At 64.0% G+C, this 25,779-nt stretch carries 22 protein-coding genes; 13 read left to right on the top strand and 9 right to left on the bottom strand.

What is annotated here, in order from left to right:
- The first annotated feature begins 42 nt into the window (after positions 1 to 42).
- From CH291_RS02310 to CH291_RS02285, 6 genes are all read left to right on the top strand, one after another.
- Entirely contained in the window at positions 43 to 801 is a 759-nt protein-coding gene (locus tag CH291_RS02310) for an SDR family NAD(P)-dependent oxidoreductase (RefSeq protein WP_094686616.1), read from the top strand.
- The gene (locus CH291_RS02305; RefSeq protein WP_094686759.1) at positions 801 to 1,877 is read left to right on the top strand and encodes an NAD(P)-dependent alcohol dehydrogenase; all 1,077 of its coding nucleotides are present in this window, start codon (positions 801 to 803) and stop codon (positions 1,875 to 1,877) included. The genes CH291_RS02310 and CH291_RS02305 overlap by 1 nt, the downstream gene beginning before the upstream one ends.
- Positions 1,874 to 3,391, top strand: a complete 1,518-nt coding sequence (locus tag CH291_RS02300) for a class I adenylate-forming enzyme family protein (protein WP_094686615.1) — start codon at positions 1,874 to 1,876, stop codon at positions 3,389 to 3,391. Before CH291_RS02305 ends, CH291_RS02300 begins: the two co-directional genes overlap by 4 nt.
- Before the next feature lie 42 nt (positions 3,392 to 3,433).
- Entirely contained in the window at positions 3,434 to 4,057 is a 624-nt protein-coding gene (locus CH291_RS02295) for a TetR/AcrR family transcriptional regulator (RefSeq protein WP_068046703.1), read from the top strand.
- A gap of 69 nt (positions 4,058 to 4,126) precedes the next feature.
- Positions 4,127 to 4,462 carry an EthD family reductase gene (locus tag CH291_RS02290; RefSeq protein WP_094669981.1) on the top strand — a complete coding sequence of 112 codons (336 nt, stop codon included), beginning with the start codon at positions 4,127 to 4,129 and terminating at the stop codon, positions 4,460 to 4,462.
- Positions 4,459 to 5,475 carry an MBL fold metallo-hydrolase gene (locus CH291_RS02285; protein ID WP_094686614.1) on the top strand — a complete coding sequence of 339 codons (1,017 nt, stop codon included), beginning with the start codon at positions 4,459 to 4,461 and terminating at the stop codon, positions 5,473 to 5,475. Before CH291_RS02290 ends, CH291_RS02285 begins: the two co-directional genes overlap by 4 nt.
- A gap of 31 nt (positions 5,476 to 5,506) precedes the next feature.
- Here CH291_RS02285 and CH291_RS02280 read toward each other — a convergent pair whose 3' ends face one another.
- From CH291_RS02280 to CH291_RS02265, 4 genes are all read right to left on the bottom strand, one after another.
- A complete protein-coding gene (locus CH291_RS02280) occupies positions 5,507 to 6,268 on the bottom strand; it encodes an SDR family NAD(P)-dependent oxidoreductase (protein ID WP_094686613.1) in 762 nt (253 codons plus the stop codon).
- Positions 6,268 to 7,992: an ABC transporter permease gene (locus tag CH291_RS02275; protein ID WP_082898894.1), complete on the bottom strand. Its 1,725-nt coding sequence runs from the start codon at positions 7,990 to 7,992 to the stop codon at positions 6,268 to 6,270. Before CH291_RS02275 ends, CH291_RS02280 begins: the two co-directional genes overlap by 1 nt.
- Entirely contained in the window at positions 7,992 to 9,152 is a 1,161-nt protein-coding gene (locus tag CH291_RS02270) for an ABC transporter ATP-binding protein (RefSeq protein ID WP_068046715.1), read from the bottom strand. Before CH291_RS02270 ends, CH291_RS02275 begins: the two co-directional genes overlap by 1 nt.
- 91 nt (positions 9,153 to 9,243) lie before the next feature.
- A complete protein-coding gene (locus tag CH291_RS02265; protein ID WP_068046718.1) occupies positions 9,244 to 10,284 on the bottom strand; it encodes a substrate-binding domain-containing protein in 1,041 nt (346 codons plus the stop codon).
- Between the two features lie 309 nt (positions 10,285 to 10,593).
- Between CH291_RS02265 and CH291_RS02260 the strand changes: the two genes are divergently transcribed.
- The 3 genes from CH291_RS02260 to CH291_RS02250 all read left to right on the top strand — a co-directional run bounded on the left by CH291_RS02260 (position 10,594) and on the right by CH291_RS02250 (position 13,630).
- Positions 10,594 to 12,102 (top strand): acetyl-CoA acetyltransferase, encoded by a 1,509-nt coding sequence (locus CH291_RS02260; protein WP_256980701.1) that lies wholly within the window; start codon positions 10,594 to 10,596, stop codon positions 12,100 to 12,102.
- Positions 12,103 to 12,142: 40 nt separating this feature from the next.
- Complete coding sequence (locus CH291_RS02255; RefSeq protein WP_094639735.1) at positions 12,143 to 12,742, top strand: TetR/AcrR family transcriptional regulator; 600 nt, start codon at positions 12,143 to 12,145, stop codon at positions 12,740 to 12,742.
- A gap of 96 nt (positions 12,743 to 12,838) precedes the next feature.
- A complete protein-coding gene (locus CH291_RS02250) occupies positions 12,839 to 13,630 on the top strand; it encodes an enoyl-CoA hydratase-related protein (protein ID WP_094686757.1) in 792 nt (263 codons plus the stop codon).
- An 18-nt stretch (positions 13,631 to 13,648) separates the two neighbouring features.
- Here the strand turns inward: CH291_RS02250 and CH291_RS02245 are convergent, their stop codons facing one another.
- The 5 genes from CH291_RS02245 to CH291_RS02225 are packed head-to-tail and all read right to left on the bottom strand — an operon-like array spanning position 13,649 to position 17,869.
- Positions 13,649 to 14,962 (bottom strand): MFS transporter, encoded by a 1,314-nt coding sequence (locus tag CH291_RS02245; protein ID WP_068046725.1) that lies wholly within the window; start codon positions 14,960 to 14,962, stop codon positions 13,649 to 13,651.
- A gap of 21 nt (positions 14,963 to 14,983) precedes the next feature.
- Positions 14,984 to 16,213: an alpha/beta hydrolase gene (locus CH291_RS02240; RefSeq protein WP_094686612.1), complete on the bottom strand. Its 1,230-nt coding sequence runs from the start codon at positions 16,211 to 16,213 to the stop codon at positions 14,984 to 14,986.
- Positions 16,210 to 16,455 (bottom strand): hypothetical protein, encoded by a 246-nt coding sequence (locus CH291_RS02235; protein WP_068046732.1) that lies wholly within the window; start codon positions 16,453 to 16,455, stop codon positions 16,210 to 16,212. Before CH291_RS02235 ends, CH291_RS02240 begins: the two co-directional genes overlap by 4 nt.
- On the bottom strand, positions 16,452 to 17,087 hold the full coding sequence (locus CH291_RS02230) for a VOC family protein (RefSeq protein ID WP_094669987.1): 636 nt from the start codon (positions 17,085 to 17,087) through the stop codon (positions 16,452 to 16,454). The genes CH291_RS02235 and CH291_RS02230 overlap by 4 nt, the downstream gene beginning before the upstream one ends.
- Positions 17,088 to 17,116: 29 nt before the next feature.
- Positions 17,117 to 17,869, bottom strand: a complete 753-nt coding sequence (locus tag CH291_RS02225) for a maleate cis-trans isomerase family protein (RefSeq protein ID WP_068046738.1) — start codon at positions 17,867 to 17,869, stop codon at positions 17,117 to 17,119.
- A gap of 252 nt (positions 17,870 to 18,121) precedes the next feature.
- On the opposite strand from CH291_RS02225, the gene CH291_RS02220 reads away from it, so the two are divergent.
- From CH291_RS02220 to CH291_RS02205, 4 genes are read left to right on the top strand one after another with little or no spacing between them, the layout of a single operon-like run.
- Positions 18,122 to 20,224 carry a hydantoinase/oxoprolinase family protein gene (locus CH291_RS02220; RefSeq protein ID WP_068046742.1) on the top strand — a complete coding sequence of 701 codons (2,103 nt, stop codon included), beginning with the start codon at positions 18,122 to 18,124 and terminating at the stop codon, positions 20,222 to 20,224.
- Between the two features lie 19 nt (positions 20,225 to 20,243).
- Positions 20,244 to 22,565 carry a hydantoinase B/oxoprolinase family protein gene (locus CH291_RS02215; protein WP_068283571.1) on the top strand — a complete coding sequence of 774 codons (2,322 nt, stop codon included), beginning with the start codon at positions 20,244 to 20,246 and terminating at the stop codon, positions 22,563 to 22,565.
- Positions 22,562 to 24,241 (top strand): (2,3-dihydroxybenzoyl)adenylate synthase, encoded by a 1,680-nt coding sequence (locus CH291_RS02210; RefSeq protein WP_068046748.1) that lies wholly within the window; start codon positions 22,562 to 22,564, stop codon positions 24,239 to 24,241. Before CH291_RS02215 ends, CH291_RS02210 begins: the two co-directional genes overlap by 4 nt.
- Positions 24,238 to 25,776, top strand: a complete 1,539-nt coding sequence (locus CH291_RS02205; RefSeq protein WP_094671483.1) for an FAD-dependent monooxygenase — start codon at positions 24,238 to 24,240, stop codon at positions 25,774 to 25,776. The genes CH291_RS02210 and CH291_RS02205 overlap by 4 nt, the downstream gene beginning before the upstream one ends.
- The last annotated feature ends 3 nt before the right edge of the window (positions 25,777 to 25,779 follow it).

The following is a 25,779-nucleotide window of genomic DNA, read 5'->3' as shown; positions in this document are numbered from 1 at the left end:
CGATCACTCGTATTGTCCGACAATCAGTTTGGAAGTGGACACATGACCCAGGACATGTTCTCGCTGACCGGTCGCGTCGCTGTGGTCACCGGTGCCTCGTCGGGGCTCGGCCTCGGTTTCGCCCGGGCTCTAGCCGCGGCAGGAGCCACGGTGTACGCCGCCGCGCGACGGCTCGACCGCCTCGAAGCGTTGTCGGCCGAGATCCCGGCCATCGTGCCCGTTCGGTGCGACGTCACCGACGACGGAGACCGAAAAGCTCTCGTCGACCGTTGCTTCGAAGAATCCGGCCGGCTCGATGTCTTGATCAACAATGCCGGAAAGCCCGGCCCTCCCAACGCCGAGGACGAGACATTGGACGGTTTCCAGTCCATCCTCGACCTCAACCTCGTCGCCGGTTTCCATCTGGCCACGTACGCGGTGAGCAAGATTCCGAGCGGTACCGCGACCTCGATCATCAACATCTCCTCGGTGATCGGCCTGGTGTCCACGGCTCCCATCGGGGGTGCAAGTTATGCGGCGTCGAAAGCCGGCACGCTCGGCCTCACCCGTGAACTCGCCGGTCAGTGGGGTCGTCGAGGCGTTCGCGTCAACGCCGTGGTGCCGGGGTGGTTCGATACCGAGATGACCGATGGCCTGTTCACCAACGACAAGTCCGCAGGGTGGGTGCGGCGAAACACCATGCTCGGACGCGGCGGCATCGACGGCGAGATCGACGGTGCCGTGCTGTTTCTGGCCTCGGACGCCAGCTCCTACATGACCGGTCAGACCTTGGTGGTCGACGGCGGATGGACTGCTCGCTGATGTTGGCCGTGCAGGTCCGCGAGTGGGGGAGCGCACCGGAGTTCCGGGAGGTGCCGAACCCGGTGCCGACCGGCCACGAACTTCTGCTTCGGGTGGATGCCGCCGGATTGTGCGGATCCGATCTGCACGTGATGAGCTCGAGCGCAGAGACTTTCGACTACGACCTGCCGCTGACTCTGGGGCACGAAGTGGCCGGAACGGTCGTCTCGGCGGGACCGTCGGCAGACCCTTCGTGGATCGGTCGCGCCGCTGTCGTACACGGAATCTGGAGCTGCGGAACGTGCCCGAACTGCCTCCGGGGCAGAGAGAACTACTGTCGCAGCCTCGCTCGGCGTCCCGACGGTCGGCTGGCCCCCATCGGAAACGGTCTGGGGTACCCGGGCGGCATCGCGGAGCTGATGCTGGTGCCGTCCGAGCGCGTACTGGTTCCGATCGGTGATCTCGATCCTCTCGGTGCCGCGCCTTTGGCGGACGCGGCACTGACCGCGTATCACGCCATTCGCACCAACTCCGCCGTGATCGACGACCGAAGCAACGTGGCCGTGATCGGAGTCGGCGGTCTCGGCCACCTTGCCCTGCAGATCCTGCGCACCATGCGCGTGCCGCACATCATCGCGATCGATTCCAAGGCCGAGGCCGGTGCCCTGGCCGAGTCCTCAGGAGCGCACAAGTTCTACGATTCCGTTTCCGCTGCGGCGCAACGGGTCGAATCACCGAACGGTGCGGATCTCGTCCTCGACTTCGTCGGCGCGCCGACCACGACCGCGCCTGCGGCCGACTTGCTTCGTTCAGGTGGGTCACTCGTGGTGGTAGGAAGTGCCGGCGGTCGACTGACAGCCGGGAAGGACGTCGGTCTGGCCGCGGGATGGACAGTGGATGCGCCGTTCTGGGGTACGCGTGCCGATTTGGAAGCCGTTGTCGCACTTGCGCAGGACGGCCTGCTGCGCGCTGAAATCACCACCTTCCCCTTCACCGATGCGATCTCGGCATACGACCGGTTGCGGGATGGATCCGTCACCGGCCGTGCAGTTCTCGACATGAGCGCATCACGTACCAGGAAAGAGTCACACCAGTGAAACGGCTTGCTCGCGAGATGGTCATCCGCGCCGAACAGACCCCCGATGCCGTTGCTGTCGTCGACGAGGACGGCAGTCACACGATCGAGACCGTGGTCGCGGCCGCGACATCCCTTGCCGACGCGTTCGGTGGGATCGACCCGAGCCCGCCGACCGTGGTGATTCAGGCGGACAACACCTGGGGCACCGTCGCGGCTGCGCTCGCAGTCGGTCTCGGCGGCGGTGTGGTTGCGGTGGTCAGCCCGCATGCAACGGAGTCGGAGTTCGCGCTCGCACTCGAGGACATTCGACCGGACGTCGTCGTGGGAACGTCCGAGACCCTGCGTCGTTGGGGTGTGCCCGACGACCGATTTCCCGTGGAGAAGCCCGCCTTCGGCCCTTATCGCGTGCGGGCATCGAATGCACCGTTCGCCTCCGTCGCCCGATGGAACGGAGGTGATGCGATCGCGATGACTTCGGGTTCGACCGGCCGGCCGAAGTGCGTGGTGCAATCCGAGGACGCCATCAGGTATGCGGCTCGATCCACCATCGATGCCGTCGGCCTCCGCCCGGGTGAGGCGATCGGTGCCTTCGTTCCGCTGTCGTCGGTTGCCGCATTCTGCTTCGGAATGTATCTGCCTGCGCTACTGGGAGGTCCGATGGTCGCCATCGGGAAGTGGTCCCCGGAGGCGGCTCTGCGGGCAGCGAAGGAACACCGGATTGCCTGGACGATGCTGGTACCGACCATGGCGCTGCAGCTCTCGGTCGCACCGAACTCCGAAGGCGCGCTGGACACGATGCGCGCCATGACGGTCGGCGGCGGACCGATGAACGAGCGCGCGCTCGCCAAGGCCGAACAGTGGCTGCAGACCACGTTCCTCCGGGTGTTCGGAATGTCCGAGTGCTTGGGGCACACCACACCTGCTCTCGACGACCCGACGTCGATCCGCCTCGGACGCGACGGTCGGCCGTTTCCCGGTACCACCGTGCGGGCCGTCGGCTCGGACGGCCGTCCGCTCCCCGCGGACGATATCGGTGCCGCCCAGGTCAAGGGCCCGTCGCTGTTCGTCGGGTACGCCCGAGCCGGGACTCCGGTCCCGCCCGAGTTGACGCCCGACGGATTCCTTCCGACCGGTGATCTCGTGGAGGTCGCGTCGGACGGTTCGATTCGTGTGATGGGTCGGCAGAAGCAGATCATCATCCGCGGCGGACGCAACATCGACATCAACGAGGTCGAGTCGGCCATCGCATCGCTGCAGTCCGTGGTGCAGGTGTGTGTCGTTCCGGTGCCCGACGATCTGCTGGGGGAGCGCGCAGCAGCTCTCGTGGTCACCGGTGGTGAGGACCTCGGACTCGACGACGTCACGGCGCAGCTGGCACACGACGACTTCCCCAAGTCGAAGTGGCCGGAGTACGTCTTCACCGTCGCCGACCTACCGCAGAATCGTGTCGGCAAGCTGTCCCGGCCCGATGCGACGGCGCTGGCTCGACAGCTTGCGGCCGCAACTGACTCGAATTCACATCGAAAAATGTAAACTCCCACCGGAGGGTTGTACGTTCTATCAGTAGGGGCAGTCATGACCGTAGGAACCGATGTTCGGCGCGAGAGCCCGCGGTCCAAGCGAACGCGCATTCTGACGGCAGCAATAGACCACTTCGGCAAAGTGGGATACGAGCACACCAAGTGGGCGTCCATCGCCGACGAGGTCGGTATCGGTCAGACCGCGCTCTATCACTACTTCGAATCCAAAGCGCACTGCTTGCTGACGATCATGCGCATCGAACTCGCCGACTCCGCCGCCCGTTTCGTGGCGGCCACCGACGGCGTGACGCATGCCGAGGATGCACTGCGCGCGGCGATTGCCGCGTCGTTGGCGGCATCTCCTCAGGACGCATTGGCCCGTCGCATTCTGCACAACCACATGGACCTCTTGGCGACCGAACGTCAGTCCGCGAAGGAAGAGGCCGAACGGGTCGAGTGCCGTGAACTCGTGCAACGGATCGAAAAGAACTGGACCGCATTGATCGTGCGGGGGATCGAGGCGGGCCAGTTCGCGGAGTCGAATCCGACGATGTCTGCGCGTTTGGTGCTCGCTCTGGTGGTCAGCGTATGGCGGTGGTACCGGCCCGACGGCCGACTGACCATCGACGACATCACTGCACTGGTGACGGACGCCGCCATCCGAGTGGTCCGCAAGTAACAGCGCGAGCTGTATCTGCAGCGGACCTTGACCCTCTTTTGAACTGAACAGAATTCACTTAGGAGAGAAATGTACAATTTGGTACTCGTAGCCGCCCGTCCGGAAGAGTGGACGCACGAGCAGTTCATCACGTGGTGGCGCGGGGAGCACGCCGATGTCACGTACCCCCTGCCCGGCTTGCTCCGTTGGCAGCACACCGAACTACTCGAAGCATTCGGGAGCAAGTCCCATGGGTGGGACGGGCTGTCGGTGCTCAGCTTCGAGTCGCGCGACGCGCTCGAGGCCGCCTTGGCCAGTGACGAGTGGAAAGCCGCTGTCGACCACGTCGGGACCATGGGTGGTCGACGGATGATGTGGTATGGCGACGAGAAGACGATGGTGCCTCTCGCGAGCGACGCGGGATGACCTCGTCGTGGGCCGATCCAGGCTGTTTTGCAGTGGCAGACGGCGTCCATCGCGTTCCTCTGCAGATGCCTCAGGACGGTCTGCGCGCGATCAATGTCTATGTGCTGGAGACTCACACGGGGCTGGTCCTGATCGACGGCGGTTGGCACCGAGCCTCCACCCACGACGAGCTCGTCGACGCCTTGCGTCGCATCGGACGTCGGCCGTCCGAAATTCACGACGTGTACGTCACCCACGTGCATCGTGATCACTACACGTTCGCCGTCGAGCTGCGTCGTCGATACGGAACCCGGGTGCATCTCGGTGCCGCAGAGGCACCGGGCATCGAAGCGATCGGTCGGTTGCGCAGCAACGTGCCGGTCAGCTCGATCCGTGAACTCGAGCGAGCGGGCGCGTTCGAGATCGCTTGCACCGCCTCCGAGAGCGGGAAGGCCGAACCCTTCGACGCCTCGGACTGGGAGCTACCGGACGCGTGGTTGCAACCCGGTCCCGTCGACATTCCCGGCCATGCGGTTGTCGCTGTACACACCCCCGGGCACACCAAGGGCCACATGGTTTTTCACGACATCGACCGGAACGTGTGCTACACGGGAGACCACGTTCTGCCCACGATCACGCCGTCGATCGGGTTCGAGCTCGGTGAGTGGGACCTTCCATTGGGCAAGTACCTGACGTCGCTGACCGCGATGCTCGACGAACCGGACCGGGCGATGTTGCCGTCGCACGGCCATCCGGGTGCCGGCGTGCACGAGCGCTGCCGGCAGTTGCTCGAACACCACGATCGCCGTCTCGCCGCTACCGAGAGCGTCGTCGAATCTGCCGCTCGCGCAACCGGGTTGGACGTGGCGTCCGGCCTGACGTGGACTCGGCACGATCGATCGTTCGCCAGCCTGGACAGCTTCAACCAGATGGTGGCGACCTGCGAGACGCTGGCGCACCTGGACGTTCTGGTCCAGCGCGGCAGACTGTCGGCGCGGACCTCCAACGGGGTGGACTTCTTCACCACCTGCTGAAGCATCCGCCCCGAGAGCCCTACCCGAGCGGTCAGTCGCAGGTCCAACCGCCGTCGACGTACAGCTCGGTCCCGGTGACGAACGTCGAGTCGTCCCCGGCCAGAAAGGCAACGGCGGCAGCCACTTCGGCCCCGGTCCCCAGTCGACCCATCGGAGTGTGCGCAATCATGGCGCTGTGACGTTCGGAGCCCTCGTAGCGTTCGAGCAACTGCGTTGTGCCGATGAAGCCAGGGTGGATGGAGTTGACTCGAACACCCTTGGTGGCCCAGTGCAGGGCTGCATTCTTGGTCATCGTGCGCACAGCGCCTTTGGCCGCGGCGTAGGCGAAGCTGTTGCCGAGGCCGCCGACGCTGCCGAGGATGGAACAGATGTTGACGATGGATCCTCCGCCGGAGCGCTCGACATACGCGCCGGCATGCTTCATTCCGAGCCACGTCCCGGTCTGACTGACTTCGACAACTCGGTTGTAGCGGTCGAGATCCTCGTCGACGACGGTTCCGAGGCTACCGATGGCACCGTTGTTGACCACGGCGTCGAGCCGACCGTACTGCGCGGCCACTGCCTCGACAGCGCTGTGCCACTCATCTTCCCGGGTGATGTCGAGTGCGATCGGGAGATGGCGTTCACTGTCGGCCTGGTCCGCCACGAGGGCTGCGCACGCGTTACCGTCGACGTCGGTCACCACGATCACGGCCCCTTCCGAGGCCAGACGCTCGACGATCGCGGTGCCGATTCCTCCGGTTGCCCCGGTGACCAGAACGACCTTGTCCTGGAGGCGGGACTGCGCGCCCATCACAGCTTGCTCAGTACGTTGCGCCCACCGACGAGCATCGCCGCGGCGACACCGATCGTGGTCACAGCAGTCATCAGTAGTGCCATTGCAGCCACGAGTGGGTAGGAGCCGTTCTGCCACATGTCGAACAGCAGCGTGCCCATCACCTGAGTGGTGGACGCTCGCACGAGAAGTGACGCGGCGAATTCATGGGTCAGCAGAATGAACATGAGCGCGACGGCACTGAGGATCGTCGGACGCATCAGCGGCAACATGATTCGTAGATTCGTCACGAAAGGCGACGCGCCACTGGTGGCCGACGCCTCGGTGTACGTGTTGCCGAGCGAGAGCATGGCCGTCATCTGCATCCTCGTCGAGAACGGCAGCATCAGCACGATGTACACGAGGATGATCACCGTTCTGGTTCCGTAGAGGATCAGCGGCGGTTCGGTGTACGTGAGCAGGAATCCGACGCCGAAGATCACGGCCGGGATGCCCAGTGGCAGTGCGGTCATGAGGTCTGCGATCAGCGCGAGAATTCTGAACCGACGACCGCGGACGAGAAGGTTTGCCATCAGGTATCCGAGCGGAATGCAGATCGCGACCGCGCCCAGTGAGGTCAGCACACTGGTCAGGACCGACTCCACCACCGCCGTCGTATCCATCAGTGCCCGAAAGTTGTCCAGCGTCAACAGACTCAGCGACAACGATCCCGACCAGTACGGCGTCAACGAGACGATGATCAGACCGACCAGCGGGATGACCAGGGCGAAGAGTGCGAACACCACGATGGTGACCGTAGCCCACGTGGCTTTACCGGTGGACGGCGCGAATGCCTTGCCGCCGTGCGTGACGAAACGAGTCTGGTTGCCCAGCAACGCCTTCTGCGCCAGCACGAGTACCAGTCCGAAGATCACCAGCGGAGACCCGGCGGCCGCTGCCGCGGCGAAGTCCGACGGGGACTCCGACACCCGGCGGTACATCTCGGTGGTCAGCACTTTGACTCCGGTGTTCGCACCCAGTAGCAGGGGGCCGGTGAACTGGCCGAGTCCGAGGAGCAGCGCGATACCGCCGCCGTAGATGAGGGACGGTCGAAGCAGCGGGAGGACGATCTTGAAAAAGATTCCGACCGTGGACGATCCGCTGACCTGAGCTGCTTCGAGGTGCTCGGAGCTGATGTTCTGCATGCCGGAACTGACGAACAGATAGACGAACGACGTCAGACCGAAGCCGGTGAGAACGATGATCCACGGGACGGTGTACACGTCGATCGGCCCACTGTCCGATCCGCTCCACCACGGCAGCAGGCGCAACACCACATTGAGGTAACCGGGCCCGGGGGAGAGCAGGAATGCCCACCCCACCACGCTTGCCACCGCCGGCATCACGATCGGCAGGATGGGAATGACACGCAGCCAACCGAGCTTGGCGGGAAGCCTGCTCGCGGCGAACGCGAGCAGCGTTCCCAGCACCATCGCGATCACCAACGAACCCAGCGCCAACGCCACCGTGGTTCGAAGGGTGACGCCGATGTCGAAGCGGCCGTACTGACTTCGGTATCCGGCAGCTCCGTCCTCGAACGCGAGCATCTGCAGACGCACCATGGGGAGTACCACCAGGTAGGCCAACACGGCGAGGACGGCGGCGTACCCGATTCGCGCGCGCCAATTCGGCGAGATCGCCAGTGAGCGCTTACCGGTCGTCTCGGTGGACTCGGGACGTTCGACGTCGACGAGCGTGGCCATCACGAGGTCTTTCCTGCGGAACCGACGAGCTCGGAGCTCGCGGCCGACGACGCGTCGGGCAGCGCGTACACCCGCAGACACGACGGCGCGAAGCTGACGAGTACCGGCTGTCCGGGCCTGCTACGCCGCAGCGCCGCACTGTGTTCGGTAGCCGTGGCTCGCAGCGTCAACTGCTCGTCGCCGGTCTTGACTGCCACGTCGAAGTACCGACCGCCGTATTCGTACGTCACGAGTTCTGCGTGCAGGGCAATGTTTCCGGGCGGCACCTGGTCGGCAGTGTCGTGCAACAGCACGTCGTCCGGTCGGAACCGCGCTACGGCACGAGTGCCCTCGTCGGCACGCTCACGAACGGTGGCCGTCTGAAGGTCGATGACGTCCGAGCCGCTCGTGACCCATCCGTCGTGGCCGCGCATCAGTTCGAGCCGATTACCCATCCCGATGAACGCGGCGACGTATTCCGACGCCGGATTCTCGAAGACGTGCTCGGGCTCGTCGTACTGCTCGATCTTTCCGGCCTTCATGATCGCGAGACGGTCGCCGAGAGCGAACGCCTCGGACTGGTCGTGAGTGACGAACACGGCGGTGAAACCGAGCTGTTGGTGCAACTGGTGAATCTGCGATCGAACCTGATCTCGCAGGCGCGCATCGAGATTGCTCAGAGGCTCGTCGAACAACACCAGATCCGGTTGCGCCACGAGCCCGCGAGCGACCGCGACACGTTGCTGCTGGCCGCCGCTGAGCTGCGAGGGGTACCGGTCGAGCAACGCACCGCAATCGACCATGTTCGCGGCCGTCTCGACCGCGCCGTCGGCAATCGCCTTCTTCAGCTTGCGCACCGTCAACGGGTACCGAATGTTCTCTGCGACCGTCATGTGGGGCCACAGCGCATACGACTGGAACACCATGCCGATGTTCCGCTTGTGCGCAGGCACATGGAGTTTCGACGACGCATCGAACACTGTCCGGCCCGCGAAAGATATGGAGCCGCCCTGGGGTGTCTCCAGTCCGGCGAGGCACCGCAACGTCGTGGTCTTGCCGCAACCACTCGGCCCGAGCAGGACCAGAAATTCGCCCTGCTCGATCTCGAGGTCGAGGCTGTCTACGACGACGTTCGTACCGTACTTCTTCGTCAGTCCGGAGACCGCGAATCGAGAGGTCATTGCGTACTCACTTTCGGAGTATCGGTGTGCGTGGCTGTCACAGTGCATGTCGTGGGTCGAGCGCCCAGGCGAACTCGGTAACAGTGGAGGGTCAGCCTTGGAACAGGGTCTGCCATTCCTGTGAGTATTGCTCGACCTTTTCCGGCGTCAGTTCGGCGAGGTCGGGCGATGCGATGTCCTGGGCTCGCGCGACTGCACCCTCGATATCCGGCAGAACGGCCGCGTAGCCGCCGTTCAGTGCTTGCTGTCCTTCGGCTGTCACCATGAAGTTCGCGAGCACCTGCGCTGCGTTGGGATGCTGGGAAGCACCGAGAACCTCTGAGTACCAAGGTGTTCCCCACGGACTGTCCGGCAATGCCCAGTCGACCGGCGCGCCTGCGGCAACCTCGGTGACGAGAGGCTGAACCATGGGACTGACAGTCACTTCACCCGAGGTCAGAGCTTGCGCTACTGCGAGTGCGCTGGGGTACACCCGGGGCGCGAGTTCGGCGATCTGGTTCCAGTAGTCCTCTCCGAAGGTCTTGGAGTAGTACTTGTACAGATCGACGTACGACGCGAACCCGGTGGGGTTGACGATGCCGATCTTGCCCTGGAACTTCGGATCGATCAGGTCCTCGGGAGCGTCGACGCCGTCCGGCACCGCTGCGGTATTCCACCCGAGTCCGAACACCGCTGCGCTGGAGAGGAAGAACCGATCGTTGATGACGCTGTCCGCAGGATCGAAAGCGGGCGCATCCAGGTCGGGGCCGATGAGGTCGGTGGAGAATCGGCCGGATTCGGCGGCATTCTCGATCCAGGAGGCGTCGGTGGTCATGTGGACGTCAGCGATCCCTGCCCCCGTTCGGTTCTCGGTTTCTACCCTGGGATTGATCTCGGAGTCGGTGCCGCGCACGTACTCCATGTCGATCTCCGGGTACTGCGCCTCGAAAGCCGCTGTCAGCGCATCGAGGTTGGCCGGCTTCTGGCTGGAGTAGAGCATCACACTGCCCTCCTCCTTCGCGGCAGCGATCACGGCATCCCAGTCGCCCTCCACCGGAGCGGACGCGGTGGAAGACGAGCCTCCGCATGCGGTGAGGCCTACCATCGTGGCCGTTGCAATCACGGCAACGAGCGTCGTCCTGAACTTATTCATGCCTGCGTTCCTTTCGGGCACGTCGATGACTTCCCAAGAACTCGGCGAGCCATCGTTTGACGTGGAGTCGGGCGACATCGATCGCAGACTTCACGTACGCGCTCGAACCAGCCGCAACGTTCGTCAAACTGAACTGATGTCAGTTTGAAAGATAGCGGCCGGTCCCTGTGATGTCAATCACCAGGTCGGGGTGGTGGGGGAGTGGGTGCACGGACGCTCCGAATTCGGCCGGCGGTCACTCGGTGAGTCGCTGTTCTTGACAGGACGGTTATCGATTGCAGACAAATTGTGTCCGTATAGCCTGTGTGCATGTCCATCAATGCGGAACGAGTCCCGGTCATCGTGGGTGTGGGTGACCTGAAGTTCACAGGCGACGGCACTGCGCAGAGCGCCATCGAGCCGCTCGATCTCGTTCTGCGCGCTGTGAATGCGGCGATCGAGGACACAGGAGCACCGGGTCTGAGCGCGCAGGTCGATGCGATACATGCAGTTCGCACCACGAGCTGGAACTACGCCGATCTTCCGGCTCTGGTCGCCGAGAGGTTGGGCGTCACCCTCACATCCAGCTCCTCGAGCACGATCGGTGGGCATCACCCCGCGCGCCTACTCGACCAGGTCGGTCGAGATATCGCCGAAGGACGCACTGCTGCAGCACTGGTGGTGGGCGGCGAGGCGCAGGCCTCCGTCCGTGCCATGACGAAAGCGGGTGTGGACCCCGGTGAATCGGGTTGGACGACCGTACCGGGAGGCCCTCCGTCGTTCTCGCCCGAGGACCTCGGCAGCGCCGAAATGCAGCGAGCAGGAATCCTGGCACCGGTACAGATCTACCCGCTCTTCGAGAACGCGCGTGCCCACAGCCGTGGCCTGAACCCAGACCAGGGGCTGCGCGAATCGGCCGACATGTACTCCCGCTTCTCGGCAATTGCGGCCGAACATCCCGTTGCATGGAGCCCTGTTGCACGCACGCCGGAAGACATCGGCACCGTCAGTTCATCGAATCGGTCTGTGTCCGATTGCTATCCGCTATCGATGAACGCCATGCCGTTCGTCGATCAAGCAGCTGCGGTCATGGTCTGTTCCTTGGCGACCGCCCGTGAGGCCGGTGTGGCGGAGGATCGAATCGTGTACCTGTGGGGTGGTGCGGGTGCAGTCGACAATCCGGATGTGTTGGCGCGCCCGGTGTTCGACGACGCACCAGCTCTTCGCGCGGCCGTGCGGCGGGCACTGTCGAGGGCCGAGGTGGCCAGCGAGGACCTGGCATTCGTCGATGCATACAGCTGCTTTCCGATCGTGCCGAACCTGTTGGCCGACGAGCTCGGCCTGACCGAGGGGGCGACTCCCACTGTCCTGGGAGGACATTCGTTCTTCGGTGGGCCGTTGAGCAGCTACTCGCTCCATGCCATTGCGGAATCGACGCGACTGCTGCGCAAGAATTCCGGAGTCGCATTGGTTCATGCAAACGGCGGTTATCTGACGTACCAGCACGTGGTGCTGCTGTCCACGAGAGCTCATCGCGACGGATACATCGGCGACCCGGAGCAGGTGACTGTGTCGGGTACGCCGGCACGCGTCGTGCACGGCTACTCGGGAACGGCGACCATCGAGACGGCTACGGTCACGTACGACCGTAGCGGCCTGCCGGAGCAAGCGTTTGTCGTGGCTGCCACCGACGATGGGGCGCGGGTAGCGGGCCGAGCTGGACATGAATTCGCAACGACGCTTCACGACCTCGTGTCCGTGCAGAACGAGTCGGCCGTCGGACGCCGAATAGACCTGGTGGACAGCGAAGGGAACCTTGCCGTCGATTTCTGCATGTGATCGTCGCGTTCGGCCGGCAGACCGGTGAGAGGATGCAGTCATGTCTGAAGATTCTCCCCGCGGACCGGGCAGGCCCCGTGACGCGGACATGGAGGACCGCGTGTACACCGCCGTGCTCGAGGTGTACTGGGAAACCAGTTGGCGCGGATTCACATTCGACGCAGTCGCGCGGCGGGCCAAGGTCGGCCGGGCAGCGCTCTACCGCCGCTGGGCCGACAAGGAAGAACTTCTGGTCCAGGCGCTCGAAGCTCGGTCGCCGCTGTCGACGCCGATCGACACCGGATCGGTCCGTGGGGACCTCGTCGAACTCGCGGAACAATTGGCCGTCGGCTACGGGGAGCTCTCCGGCTTGGTCTCGCTACGGGTGACTCTCGACGCGAGGGTGAATCCGGACCTGTTGTCCCATCTCACCGACACTCTCAACCAGAGCCGCCTCGTCACTGCTCGACGCATCGTCCGCCGGGCTGTCGCGCGTGGAGAGCTGCCCGAGGGCACGTCGACGACGTTACTGCTCGAACTCGTGACGGGAGCGGTGTTGGCGCGTGCGCTCTTCTCGCAGGCGCACTCAGGATCGAGAACCACTGCTGCCGTTGACCACTCGACAGTGGTCGTCGACACCGTTCTGCGAGCGTTGAGTTAGCCGTTGAACGACCGGGCTACAGGCCGAACCATTGCAGACAGTGACTGTCTGAATTAGTGTTGTGGGGTCTCACGGCCCGAAGGAATGAGGATCGACGTGTCCGAAGTGGTACTCACCGAAGTGCGGGGACACACCCTCGTCGTCACCATCGACCGGCCGGAGGCAGCCAACAGCATCAACGCCGATGTGCACCGCGGTTTGGGCGCTGCATGGGAGCTTGCGCAGGAGACAGACGACATTCGAGTTGTGGTGTTGACGGGCGCAGGCAACAAAATCTTCTGCGCCGGAGCAGATTTGAAAGCTCTCGGCACATCCGGGCCCGCGGGAGTGACTCCACCCGAGACCGCGCACTGGGGTTTCGCCGGAATCGTCAAACACCACATTGCGAAACCGGTGATTTCCGCAGTGAACGGCAGCGCCCTGGGCGGTGGCACGGAACTCGCATTGGCCGGTGATCTCGTTGTAGCCGCGGAGAATTCGACCTTCGGACTTCCCGAAGTGAAGCGCGGTCTCATCGCCGGAGCGGGAGGGGTCTTCAGATTGACCACAGCCCTGCCGCGTGCTGTCGCGCTGGAGCTACTGCTGACCGGGAACGCCATGAGCGCCCAGGACGCGCTCCGGTGGGGATTGGTCAACCGCGTCGTTCCTCAGGCCGAAGTGATGAGCACTGCTCTTGCCCTCGCAGACGTCATCTCCGCGAACGCACCTCTCGCTGTTCAGGCGAGCAAGCGCGTCGCTCGCGGGATCAATGACGGCGAGATCGAGACGGAAGCCCGCAGCTGGGAACTCAGCGAACAGGCCCTGGAGTCACTGAGCCGATCGGCGGACACTGTCGAGGGAATCATGGCCTTCATGCAGAAACGGGACCCGATATGGACCGGAAAGTGAATCCGATCGTGAATGCACTCATTTTGCCTCGGGTACCTGGTGTAGACCTTCCGACGTAGAGGCTCGGCTGCTACGCAGCTGTCGTCCCGCCGGAATCAGAATCGTCACCCCGGCTCCGATGATCGCCGGCAAGGCGAAAGCCAGAAGCTGAGTGCTGGTTCCCGCACCCGCGGCGACGAACAGTCCACCGTAGGTAGGACCCACGATCGCGCCCAGTCGCCCCACCGCGAGCGCGACGCCCAGTCCTGTGGTCCGGCAGGACACGGGGTAGTAGCCACCGATGAAGGTGTTCAGCAGGATCTGCGTCCCGGTCGTTCCCATTCCTGCGATCAGCACCAGAACGTACACGATCCCGATCGGGGGAGTGGTCGCGATCAATGCCAACGACACTGCTGCACAAAGGAATCCGAGGGTCGTCACCGGCTTGATGCCGAACCGGTCCGCCAGGTAAGCGCCGCCGAGCGCGCCCACTGCACCGCCGACGTTGAGCACCAGCAGGAATGACAGGGCGGCACCGAGCGGGTATCCGGCCGATCGCATCACTGCAGGCAACCAGGTCGCGACGCCGAACAACACGAGCAGACACAGCAGGGTCATCACCCAGAAGGACAACGTCACTCGCGCACGGTTCGCGGTGAACAGTGCAGCGATTCCGCGATCTGTCGATGTCGGCTCACCACCGGAAACCTCGACTGTGTCCTCGAGTCCGTAACGAGTCGAGATCCTTTGTGCTGCATCCGTCCTACCCCGCGCGTTGAGGAAGGCGGGCGACTCGGGGAGGTATCCGATCATCATCGGCAGAATCAACAACGCCGGGATCATCCCAGCTGCGAACATCGCTCGGAAGCCGAATGCCGGGACGAGCCACAGCGACAGGATCCCCGCTGCGATACCGCCGACGCTGGTGCCCACGAACCCCAGTGCGACCGTTCTCGCTCTGGTGTCGAGGCGGGAAAATTCGATCAGCATCGACGCCGCGGTCGGCATCAGAACCCCAGCACCGACGCCGACGACAAATCGCGCTGCTCCGAACAATTCGGGCGAGGGTGCAATTGCGCAGCATCCCATTGCGGCCGAGAACAGGGCGACCGCGGCGATCAAGGCGCGTCGTCTGCCCCAACGATCCGCGATGCTGCCCGCGGCGAGTGCCCCGACCAGCATGCCGACTCCCACCACGGATCCGAGTACACCGACGGTCGCCGGATCCAGGTCCCACGGCTCGTACGCCAGGAGCGACGGCACCACCGTTCCGTACATCAGAAGGTCGTACCCCTCCAACGTCAAGGCCGCCAGGCACAGCGCAACGACGGGAGAAAAAGTGTTACGTGACATGATATTCCGCTCGCGAGAGGGTCAGATGAAGTGTTGGGACAACCAGTCACCGATATCGGCGGCGGCCAGAGACGCGCCGGTGGGCGCGCCATCGTGAATGGGGCCACCGAAGTGGGTGCCCTCGATCGCCACGTGAGACTTGTCCACTGAGCCCAGAGCCTCGACCATTCTCGACGCGTCCTCCGGGAAACACGCCTGATCGCCGGTCAATTCGACGAACAACGACGGGACCGTGACCGACGGTGCGCACCGAACGAAGTCGGCATTGGAGCTCAGACCGGACCACGTCGACAGCCAGGCATCCGGCGTGGACAAGCGCGCAAAGCCGACGAGTCCGTAGTTCGTCAGATCGGGCCGCCGGCCGAACAGTGAACCGTAGGGGCGGGCGTTGGAACTGAGCGACAGGTCGGTGAATCTCAGGTCCGCATCGGTGCGATAGACGGTCAATATCCGCGGTGCCAACGCCTCTCGACGGTCGTGGGCGTTGCCGTTTGTCTTGAAACGCCGTCGGGCCTCGGATGCTTCGGCGACCCGTGACCGCGCGATCGCGTCGAGGCGAGTGACGCGCTCGAGCTGAGCGGCGCGGTACTTCTGAACGAAATCGGCGGAATAGTGAGAGCTTTCCGGTGCCTCGACGAATCCGTTCGCACTGTCGAAAGGATCGAGTGCCGGGTCGACGGACATGGGGTCCGATTCGTCGACCACGGACGGATCGATCAGTCGCAGCAGCAGCGCGCCCTGTCCCGGGTGTGGAGCCATGAAAATCGCACCGTCCGGTACGGGCATCTCCGCGGATGCGAGGTCGATCGGTCGGCCGGCCGGCGTTGCTGCCAGCCGCTCCTCGGGCGTGAGCCCGGCCTGCTCGCAGTAGAACGCAAACAGCGGTCCACCGCCCGAGTGTCCAAGTGTGACAACGTGGTCGAAAGAGCGGGAGCGAAGGAACACCTGCCCGGCCGCGGCGTCGAGCAAAGCCTGCTCGTGCACCAGCGAGATGTCGTTGTTCACCGATCGCGTGCCCTGGGTCCACACTGCGTATCCGCGTGCAAGCAGCTCTGGCACGAGAACGTGATGCGTCAGATCCTGGCGCGGGTGCATCAACGCAACGACGAGGTCCGCGCCGGGAACCGTTCTCAACACTCCACTGACCTTGGCGCCATCGGCAGTGGTCAGCTCGTGCGTCGACGTGACGGTGTTCGTCGGTGCCTCGGCCGCATCGAGGTAGCGTCCAGCACCGAGTCGGGTCCGATTCATGACTGCTCGACGCGCAGGGCGTCTTTGTCCCACTGCGTGATTCGAGACTCCGACAGGCCGGAGACGCTGCTGTACCAGACGGCGTGCCTGCATCCGGTGGCCCGACGGTCGATGACGATGTCCTTGTCCGAGACTATGCGGAAGTACGGGCCGACGTGGTCGACGCGTACGGCTGGGTCGACGTCGGCCACCGAGGCGATACTGGTGTTCTCGGGAATGTCGAGTACGTACAACGTGGTCACGACACTCCCACCTCGTTCTCGGCCGACCAGTCGGCCGCACGTTCGACGATCAGTTCGGCCTTGCGGGTCAACAGGTTCGCCATGCTCGGGTCGGGTCCGCGCACTACGTCGATCAGGGCGTCGATCGTCAGGTTCGCGTCGAGATCTTCCTGCGGCGTGACCGGACGCATCGCGCGGGTGAGCTCGATCATGTAGCCGTTGGGATCGTGTGTGTAGATCGACTCGATCGTCTCGTGTTGGATCTGCATCTCCACGGGCCAATCACTGCCGTCCAACCGTCGCCGATATTCCATCAGGTCCGCTTCGCTGTCGACGTGAATCGCGAGATGACGCGAGCGGATGAAGAAGATCGGTACGTCCTCGGCGAAGCGCGAGTACGAATCACCCTGTGGTCCTCCGTCGAACGGTTCGAGACCGAAGTAGTAGAAGAACGCGAGTCGGTCGTCGTTGCCGATGTCGAAGAAGAAGTGGATGAAGTCCGGATGCTTCTCCGGGCCCCATCCTGCTGCGCAGATGGAGTGGACGACGGGGAACCCGAGAACGTCACGGTAGAACTCGACCGTTGCTGCCGGATCGAACGTGGGGTAGGCGACGTGGTCGACGCCCCGCACCTTGTGTGGCAAGTCGGACATGAAGATTTCCTCTCTACGAAAGTGACGATCTAGGACGTGACGACGGCGTCTGCCCGAAGAAGTGAGCCGGCGTCCGGAAGATCGACGGGTAGGTCCAGCGCGCGGAGCAGGCTGTAGGCACCTGCCGTCGCGGCCGACAGAACGGGGATGCCGAATTCGTCCTCGGCAGCCTGGACGAGCGGTAGGGACGGCATCTGTACGCACGCGGAAATCACCAGGGCGTCGGCACCGGTGAGATCCAACGACCGTGCCGCGTCCATGACTCGTTCGCCTGGGATGCAGCCGACTTCGGCGTTGTCGGACACCTCCAGCGCGCGCCAATCGAGTACGCGAATGCCCTCGGCCTCGATGTAGTCGACGACCTTCTCCGCGAGTGGTCGCATGTACGGCGTCACGAGAACTATGTTCTTGGCGTCCAGGGCACGAAGGCCTTCCACAAGAGCGCCCGCGCTCGACCTGACGGCTGCATCGGACCCGCCCGTGGCGAGTTGTTCCGCGACGAGCCCCTCCACCCGTTGGTGTTCCCCGGGCCCGGCGACCATGAGGGCGACGAGGCACGCATAGAGAACAGCGTCGATTCCGGCATCGCCCAATTCGAGGATGCACCGTTCGCGCTGGGCATTCATGGCCCGCAATTGTTCCGGCGACACGGCCTGCATGCGCATGCGCGAGGAGTGGAACGAAAACCGGGCATGTCGATGTCGCGCCAACAATGCGGGCATCTCCGTTTCCACGGTGACGTTGGAGCTCGGTACGACCAAGCCCACACGATGAATACTCATGAACTGCCTTTCGGTAATTGACGCTGATGACGAGTATTCGACGTCTGCGACGATTCGTCAAGCTGCTTGGACCAGGGAAATCGAATCGATGCGTCCGTTCGTGCAGTATCGAGGAGGGTGACAGCACTCACATTCGTGCTTGACATGTTGTCGTCTACGTCGAATACTCGACGCAGACGTAAGCAGTGTTCGAGGGTGTTTCGCTCTCACACGCCAGGACGTCTTCGACTCGGACCTAAGGAGCACACCGGCATGACCTATGTGATCGGAGTGGACGTCGGCGGAACGTTCACGGACGCAGTACTCGACGACAGTTCCGGGACCGTGGTCGCTGCAAAAGCGCCCTCGACTCCGCCCGACTATTCACAGGGCGTCATCGACGTTCTCGAAGCGTTGGCCGAGCAACTCGGATGCCCGGTGCAGGAAATGCTGGCGAACACCCACCACATCGCGCACGGCACCACGTCCTCGCTCAACGCTCTGGTGATGGGTAACGTCCCGCCGGTCGGGTTCCTGACCACCAAGGGGCATCGCGATTCGATCTACATCATGAACGTCGAGGGCCGGTACCTCGGTGGCTCGCCCGAGCAACTGCAGAACGTGTTGGGGCAGAGCAAGTCCCACGGTCTCGTTCCCAAGCGGCATGCGCTGGAGGTCACCGAACGCCTCGATCGAGACGGCAACGTCGTCGTAGCCCTCGACGAAGAGTCCGCACGTATCGCCATCCGAAGCCTCGTCGACGACGGTGTCTCCGGCATCGCGGTCTCGCTGCTCTGGTCGTTCCGTAACCCCGTGCACGAGCAACGCATTCGTGAACTCGTGCACGAGATCGACCCCGACATGTTCGTCTCGCTGTCCTCCGAGGTGAGCCCGCGCATCCGCGAGTTCGCCCGTAACGCAACCACGATCATGAGTACCCAGATCGGCCCAGGGTTGCGCGATTACCTCGGCTCGTTGGAAAAGAAGCTACGTGCCCTCGATCTCGCGGGACCACTGCTGGTGATGCAGAGCAACGGCGGTGCCGTTGCCGCAGCCGAGGCCCCGAAGAACGCCATCAGCACAGTCGGGTCCGTGTTGACCGGCGGCGTGGTCGGAGCGGTATCACTCGGAAAGCAGCTCGGTCACAAGAACATCATCGCCACCGACGTCGGCGGAACCACATTCCTCGTCGGCCTCGTCGTGGACGGTGAGCCGGTGCGTGCGTCGAGCACCATCATCAACCACCACCCGATCAATGTCCCCACCCTGCAGGTGCACGCCATCGGCTCGGGCGGCGGTGCCATAGCGTGGGTGGATGCGGGTGGCAACCTCCAGATCGGTCCGCACAGCGCCCAGGCGGTACCCGGACCTGCCTGTTACGGGCAGGGCGGCACCGAACCCACCAACGCCGACGCCAATCTCGTCCTCGGGATTCTCCCCGAGCGCGGCCTGCTGGGAGGACGCAAACCACTCGACAAAGAGCGTGCGCGCGAGGCCATTCGACGCCGCATCGCGGAACCGCTCGGTCTGTCGGTCGAGGACGCAGCCGCCGCGATCTATGCCGTCCAGAACGCACAGACCGGCGACCTTCTGCGCAAGACCGTCGTCGAAGCCGGGCACGATCCGCGCAACTTCGTTCTCTACGCGTTCGGCGGAGCCGGCCCATCACATTGCGCCGCCTATGCAGCCGAAGTCGGCGTCAAGGAGGTCATCGTTCCGCTCGGGCAGGTGGCATCGGCGTTCTCGGCCTACGGTCTTGCGTCGTCGAACATCGTGCTCGCGGCCGAGCTGTCCGACCCGGCAGCGATGCCGCTCGATCCTGCTCGCGCAGAAGCGAATTTCGACAGTCTCGAGAAGCGCGTCCGCGAAGCCCTCGGTCGACAAGGGCTCAATTTCACGTCTGTCCAGGTCGAACGTGAAATCGACATGCGGTACACGATGCAGTTGGCAGAGGTTGCAACAACCATTCCCGAGGGCTCGCTGGACTCGGCGAGCGTCGCACACGCCTCCGATCTCTTCGAGCAGCGTTACGCAGATCTGTACGGCAAGGACAGCGGATTCCGTGAAGCAGGTATCCAAGCAATCACCTATCGCGTGCGTGCAACCGGCGTCCTGCCGTTCTCGCCTACCCTCCCCGAACTGAAGTCCGCCGACTCCGCCGACGCCTCGATCGCTCGCATCGGCACTCGAAAGGTCAACCTGGACGGCCGAATCGGCTATGTCGACACCGACATCTACGACTACAGCAAGCTCGCCGCCGGGCATGTGCTCGCCGGCCCCGCCATCGTCGAAGTCCCGACGACCACTGTCGTCGTCCCGCACGGCACCACCGGAACTGTCGACCGCCTCGGCAACCTCAACATCGTCGCCGGCTGAGACCACAGGAGAACCGAACATGACATCAGCGATTCCCGGGTCCGAGATCTTCTCGTCCCGCCCCGTCGACCCCGACGCCCTCGCCCGCGCGCTCCCGCCGACGCTGCCGGTGCACACCGTCACCCAGCAGCAGATCGACGAACTCGACCCGCTGACCTACGAGGTCATCCGGCACCGACTCTGGTCGGTCACCGACGAGATGGGCGAGGCACTCAAACGAATGTCCGGCTCACCCATCGTCACCGACGCGAACGATTTCGACTTCGCGATCAGTGACGAACTGGGACAAGAGGTTCAGGTCGGCCTCTACAACACCATGCTGGTCGGAGCCGTTGACCTGGCGATCTACTGGACCTTGCAGCACCGCGCCACCAACCCCGGAATCGTGGAGGGCGACATGTTCCTCTGCAACGATCCATGGGTCGGCGGGGGACTACATCAGAGTGATGTCATCGTCTACCAACCCATCTTCCACGAGGGCAAGCTGTTCGCCTGGACCAGCGCGATCTGCCACGAACCCGATCTCGGTGGTTCCGGTCTCGGATCGTTCGATCCGTCGGCGAAAGATGTTTTCTCCGAATCGCTTCCGACTCCACCGGTCAAGGTGGTCCGCGACTACGAGCTACAACGCGACGTCGCAGACCTCTGGGTTCGACGCTCCCGCGTTCCCATGCTGGTCGGACTCGACCTGCGTGCCAAGATCGGGGCGAACACCGTCGGACGCAACCGCATGCTGGCCGTCATCGAGCAGTACGGTGCCGACACCGTCAAAGCCGTCATGAAGCGCATGATGACCGACGCCGAAGGGCGACTGCGCAGCAAGCTCTCCTCGCTCCCCGACGGGACCTGGAAGGCCACCGGCTACCAGGACCAGTCGCACACCGGTGACCGCGAGGTTCACAAGATCACCGTCGCGATGAGCAAGACCGACGACCATCTCACGTTCGACTTCACCGGCACCGACAAGCAGACGGGCGTCATCAACTGCACCTACGCTGGGATGCGCGGCGGCGTCATGCTCGCGTTGCTTCCGATCCTCGCGGGTGACATTCCCTGGTCCGCAGGCGGATTGATGCGTTGCTTCGACCTGGTGTCCGAGGAGGGCACCATCAACAACGCGAGCTTCCCGGCAGCGGTCAGCCGTGGTCCCATCGGACCCGCTTGGCTGACCGGAACCCTCATCGCGGAATGCCTGTCGCAGATGCTCGACCGATCGGTCGACCTCGGCAAGAGCGTGCAGGCCGCGTGCTGCGGTACCTGGGACACCGCGGTGATCGCAGGCCTCGACGAACGCGGGGACCAACCCGTTCCGTTCCTGAACATCATGATGGAACCGATGGCAGGCGGTTACGGCGCACGACCGACCGCCGACGGCATGGACACCGGCGGACTCTTCTGTATTCCGATGGGGCGCATCCCCGATACGGAAATGACCGAGTTCCTCTACCCGCTGCTCACACTGTGGCGTCGTGAGGAGCCCGACTCGGGTGGACCCGGTCGTCAACGCGGTGGCGTCAGTGCATCGCTCGCTGTGACGCCGTACGGCACCTCGCTCCCGATGGGCCTCGTCCTCGCCTCGGCGGGTAAAGCCGTGGCGCAGAACAACGGCCTGGCCGGCGGGTACCCCGGCAACACCGGACTCGAAATTCTGGCGCGCAGTACCGACGTCATCGAGCAGTTCGCAGCGGGAAAGATTCCCGGAGCCCTCGAAGATCTTGGCGGCGGAAAGGAATTCGGCGCGTGCTACGCCGAAAGCTATGTCGCTCCCGGTGAGGTGCTGTACATGCATTGGCAGGGAGGCGGCGGCTACGGAGATCCGTTGCATCGCGATCCGGCGGCTGTGGTCGTGGACCTACGCGAGGGCAAGGTCACCGCAGAGGGGGCGAACGTCGTTTACGGCGTGGTCATCGACGCGGGAAAGGTGGACGAGGCAGCAACTGCGCGACGACGTCGAGACATGATCGACGAACGGCGCACGCGTTCCACCCAGCACTCCGACGCTCCCACCATGGATCTCTCGCTGGCAAGACGTCTCGACGACAACCTGTCCGAGGTGACCGTCGGGGACGTTCGGGTCATCGCCTGCGCACAGTGCGGCCGGCTCCTCGGTGACGAGAAGTCGAGTGGTGTACTGGATCTGGCTCGCTACGAGGGGCCGTCCTCGGCGGCGGGGCCGCAGGTGACATCGGATCCCTCCATCTACGTCGACACACCCATCGTGTTCCGTCAGCTGTGCTGCCCGGGATGCTGGACTGCCGTGTACTCGGGAATCGTTCCTGCCGATCATCCCGATCATTCGTTGGAGATCTCTCGACTACTTCCTGCGGTGGCCGAACGATGACGGTGACCACGGAGACGACCCACTCGGACTGGGACGGCAGGCTGGTGGGATACCCGGAGGATCGCGCGCAGGGCTACCGCCGGAGTGGTTCGTGGAGCTCACTTCCCACGAGTCGCCGGTTCCACGACATCGCACTTCGGTATCCCGACAGGCTCGCGATCATCAGCGCCGAGGGCTCGATGACGTTCGCCGAACTCGATCGTCGTACCGATGCCATCGCCGCCGGATTGATTCGACAGGGACTGGTGCGCCTGGACCCTGTGCTGTTCCAGATGACGAACCGGCTCGAGACGGTGCTGGCCTGGTACGGCTGCATCAAGGCCGGACTGGTTCCGGTCGCCACACTGGCCGCGCACCGAATGCACGAGATCGCGCACATCGGTGCCGCGGTGGGCGCGGTCGCGCACGTGGTCGAAGCCGGTCTGCCGTCGTTCGACCTGGTCTCGTTCGCCCACGAACACGCCGCAGGGAGCGAGACCGTTCGCCACGTGGTGACGGTCGGGGCGAACGAAGGTGACGGACTGCGGTTGGAGGACATCGGCCGCGACATCGACCCCGACGAGGCCCGAGCTCTCGTCGAAGCCATCGAGGCCGAGACGGCTCCCGAGGATGTGGTTGCGTTCCAATTGTCCGGCGGCACAACGGGAGTACCCAAGGTCATTCCGCGGATCCATGCCGAATACTGGAACAACGCACTCATGTATGCGCAGCGGCTGCAGTGGACGTCGGACAGCCGCGTCGCCCATCTGATACCCATCGTGCACAACGCAGGCATTGCCTGCGGTCTGCACGCCTCGCATTCGGTGGGCGCGTGTCTCGTGCTCTCCACCGCCGATGTCGGATCGGCGTTGGACCTCATGGAGCGTGCGGAGGCCACCGAGGTGTTGATCGGCCACGGTCATTACCAGGCCGTACTGAGTCCCGAGTTCGATCGGGTGCGTGGGCGTCTGCGGCACGTGATCCTGTCCGGGGCCAAAGTGTCACCGGCGCTGATGGACCGCGTCGACGACGGCGGAGACCATTGGGCGGGTCAGCTGTTCGGGATGTCCGAGGGGCTGCTCACCGTCACCCCGGTAGCCGCCCCTCGCCACGCTCGAATCACCACCGTCGGCACTCCTGTCTGCGCCGAGGACGAGGTGCGCATCCTCGATCCCGGCACGGAGATCGAGCTGTCCGACGGGGAAGTCGGCGAATTGTGTTGCCGTGGCCCGTACACGATCACCGGGTATTTCGGGGCCCCCGAGCACAATCGGACTGCCTTCACCTCGGACGGCTTCTACCGGACCGGCGATCTGGCGTCGATCTCCGTCGTAGAAGGCGAGCGGTACATCACGATCGAGGGGCGCATCAAGGACCTCATCAACCGCGGCGGCGAGAAGATCAATGCCGAGGAGGTCGAACTGCTCCTCCTCGACCATCCGGCGATCGTGGGCGCGGCCGTCGTCGCGATGCCCGACCCTCGACTCGGCGAGAAGACGTGCGCGTATCTCGTCACCGACGGGGACCCGTTGACGATGGCCGACGTGCAGGAGCATCTCGCGGGTCTCGGTGTGGCCAAGTTCAAATGGCCGGAGCGCCTCGAATGGCTCGACGCGCTTCCTCGAACCAACGTCAACAAGATCGACAAGAAGCGTTTGCGGCTGGACATCGCCGCGAAGCTCGAGAGGCAACCATGAAACTCGACCGCGTCGCAGTCATCGGCGGGGGCCCCGGCGGCCTCTACGCCGCACGGCTGCTGAAACTGTCCAATCCCAAGGCGGAGATCACCGTCTACGAACAGAGTTCACCGGACACCACGTTCGGGTTCGGAGTCGGCCTCGCCTCACGGACACAGCGGAATCTCCGTCAGGCCGACGCTGCGTCACTCGATGCGATTGTCGCTCAAGCGTACTCACACGAGATGTCGATGCAGGTAGGGAACAGAACGGCCCGCTTGGCTCACGGTGATCTTCTCGCGATAGCGCGGACGTCTCTGCTGTCCGTATTGCAGGAACAAGCGCGCGATGCAGGAGTTCGGCTGGAGTTCGGCGAACGCCGCGAACCCGCCGACCTCGATGTGGACCTCGTGATCGCCTCGGACGGAATCAACAGCGCGACCCGTACGGCCGACGGTCGATTCGGTGCCGACATCACCACCGGAACAGGCCTCTACCTTTGGTGTGGAACGGATTTCGCACTAGAGAGCGCCATATTCGTACCCGTCACCACCGAGCACGGCACGTTCGTTGCCCACGCGTATCCCTATGCGCCGGATCGCAGTACGTTCCTGATCGAGACGGATCTCGATACCTGGCACCGGGCGGGCTTCGACGTCACAACTACTGCCACGGGCGCAGCCCACAGCGACGAGGCATCGTTGCGCTATCTCGAGAAAGCGTTCTCCGTCACTCTTCAGGATCACAGCCTCATCGGAAACCGGACCCGGTGGATGCAGTTCCGAACGGTCAAGTGTCGAAAGTGGTCGGTGGACAACATAGTTCTTCTCGGAGACGCCGCGCACACTGCGCACTATTCGATCGGATCGGGAACGAAGCTGGCGATGGAGGACGCCATCGCCCTCGATGCGGCACTGGCGTCGGCTGCGACCGTCGGCGATGCCCTCACCGAGTACGAACGGGTGCGTCGCCCCGCGGTCGAACACCTTCAGCAGATTGCCGTGCGAAGTGAACAGTGGTGGGAGTCCTTTCCGCAGCGCATGGATCTGCCCGTGGACCAACTGATGGTGGCGTACATGACGCGCGCCGGAAAGGTCGGTCTCGAGCGATTCCTCGAATCTGCTCCCGAGGTGGCGTGGAAGGGAATCGCGAGCTACGCGCGGGTTCCCGCGGACTCGGAGGTTCCTGCCGATGTGTCCCGCTGGATCCTCTCGCGGCGCATCGAACACGGTGGGCGGTCGTTTTCCGATCGATTCGCCCCGCCCGATCTGCGCGAAGACCCGACGACGACGGTGGTCTCCGTCGACGTCGAATCTGCGTGGAACGAGAAGGCGACGGCCATCGTCGACGAGTCCAGGGCAAGTTCCACGGTGTGGTTGACGGGGTCCGGCGAGCGTGATCACGTCCTGACCCGACTCGATGTCGCGGAGCGAATGATGCGCAGCACCGGTGCGCTCGTCGTCGTCGACGTGCCGGAGGAGTGTTTGTCCGATGCGGTGGCAGGTCTGGTCAGTGCGCGTACCCACCTCGTGTTTGTCGGTTCTCGACGACGGTGACGG

Origin of the sequence: Rhodococcus sp. 14-1411-2a (genome assembly GCF_002259485.1) — a bacterium.
Lineage (GTDB): Bacteria > Actinomycetota > Actinomycetes > Mycobacteriales > Mycobacteriaceae > Rhodococcoides.
The sequence above is the reverse complement of the archived record's forward strand: the minus strand, read 5'-3'. Positions and strand labels throughout refer to the sequence as shown.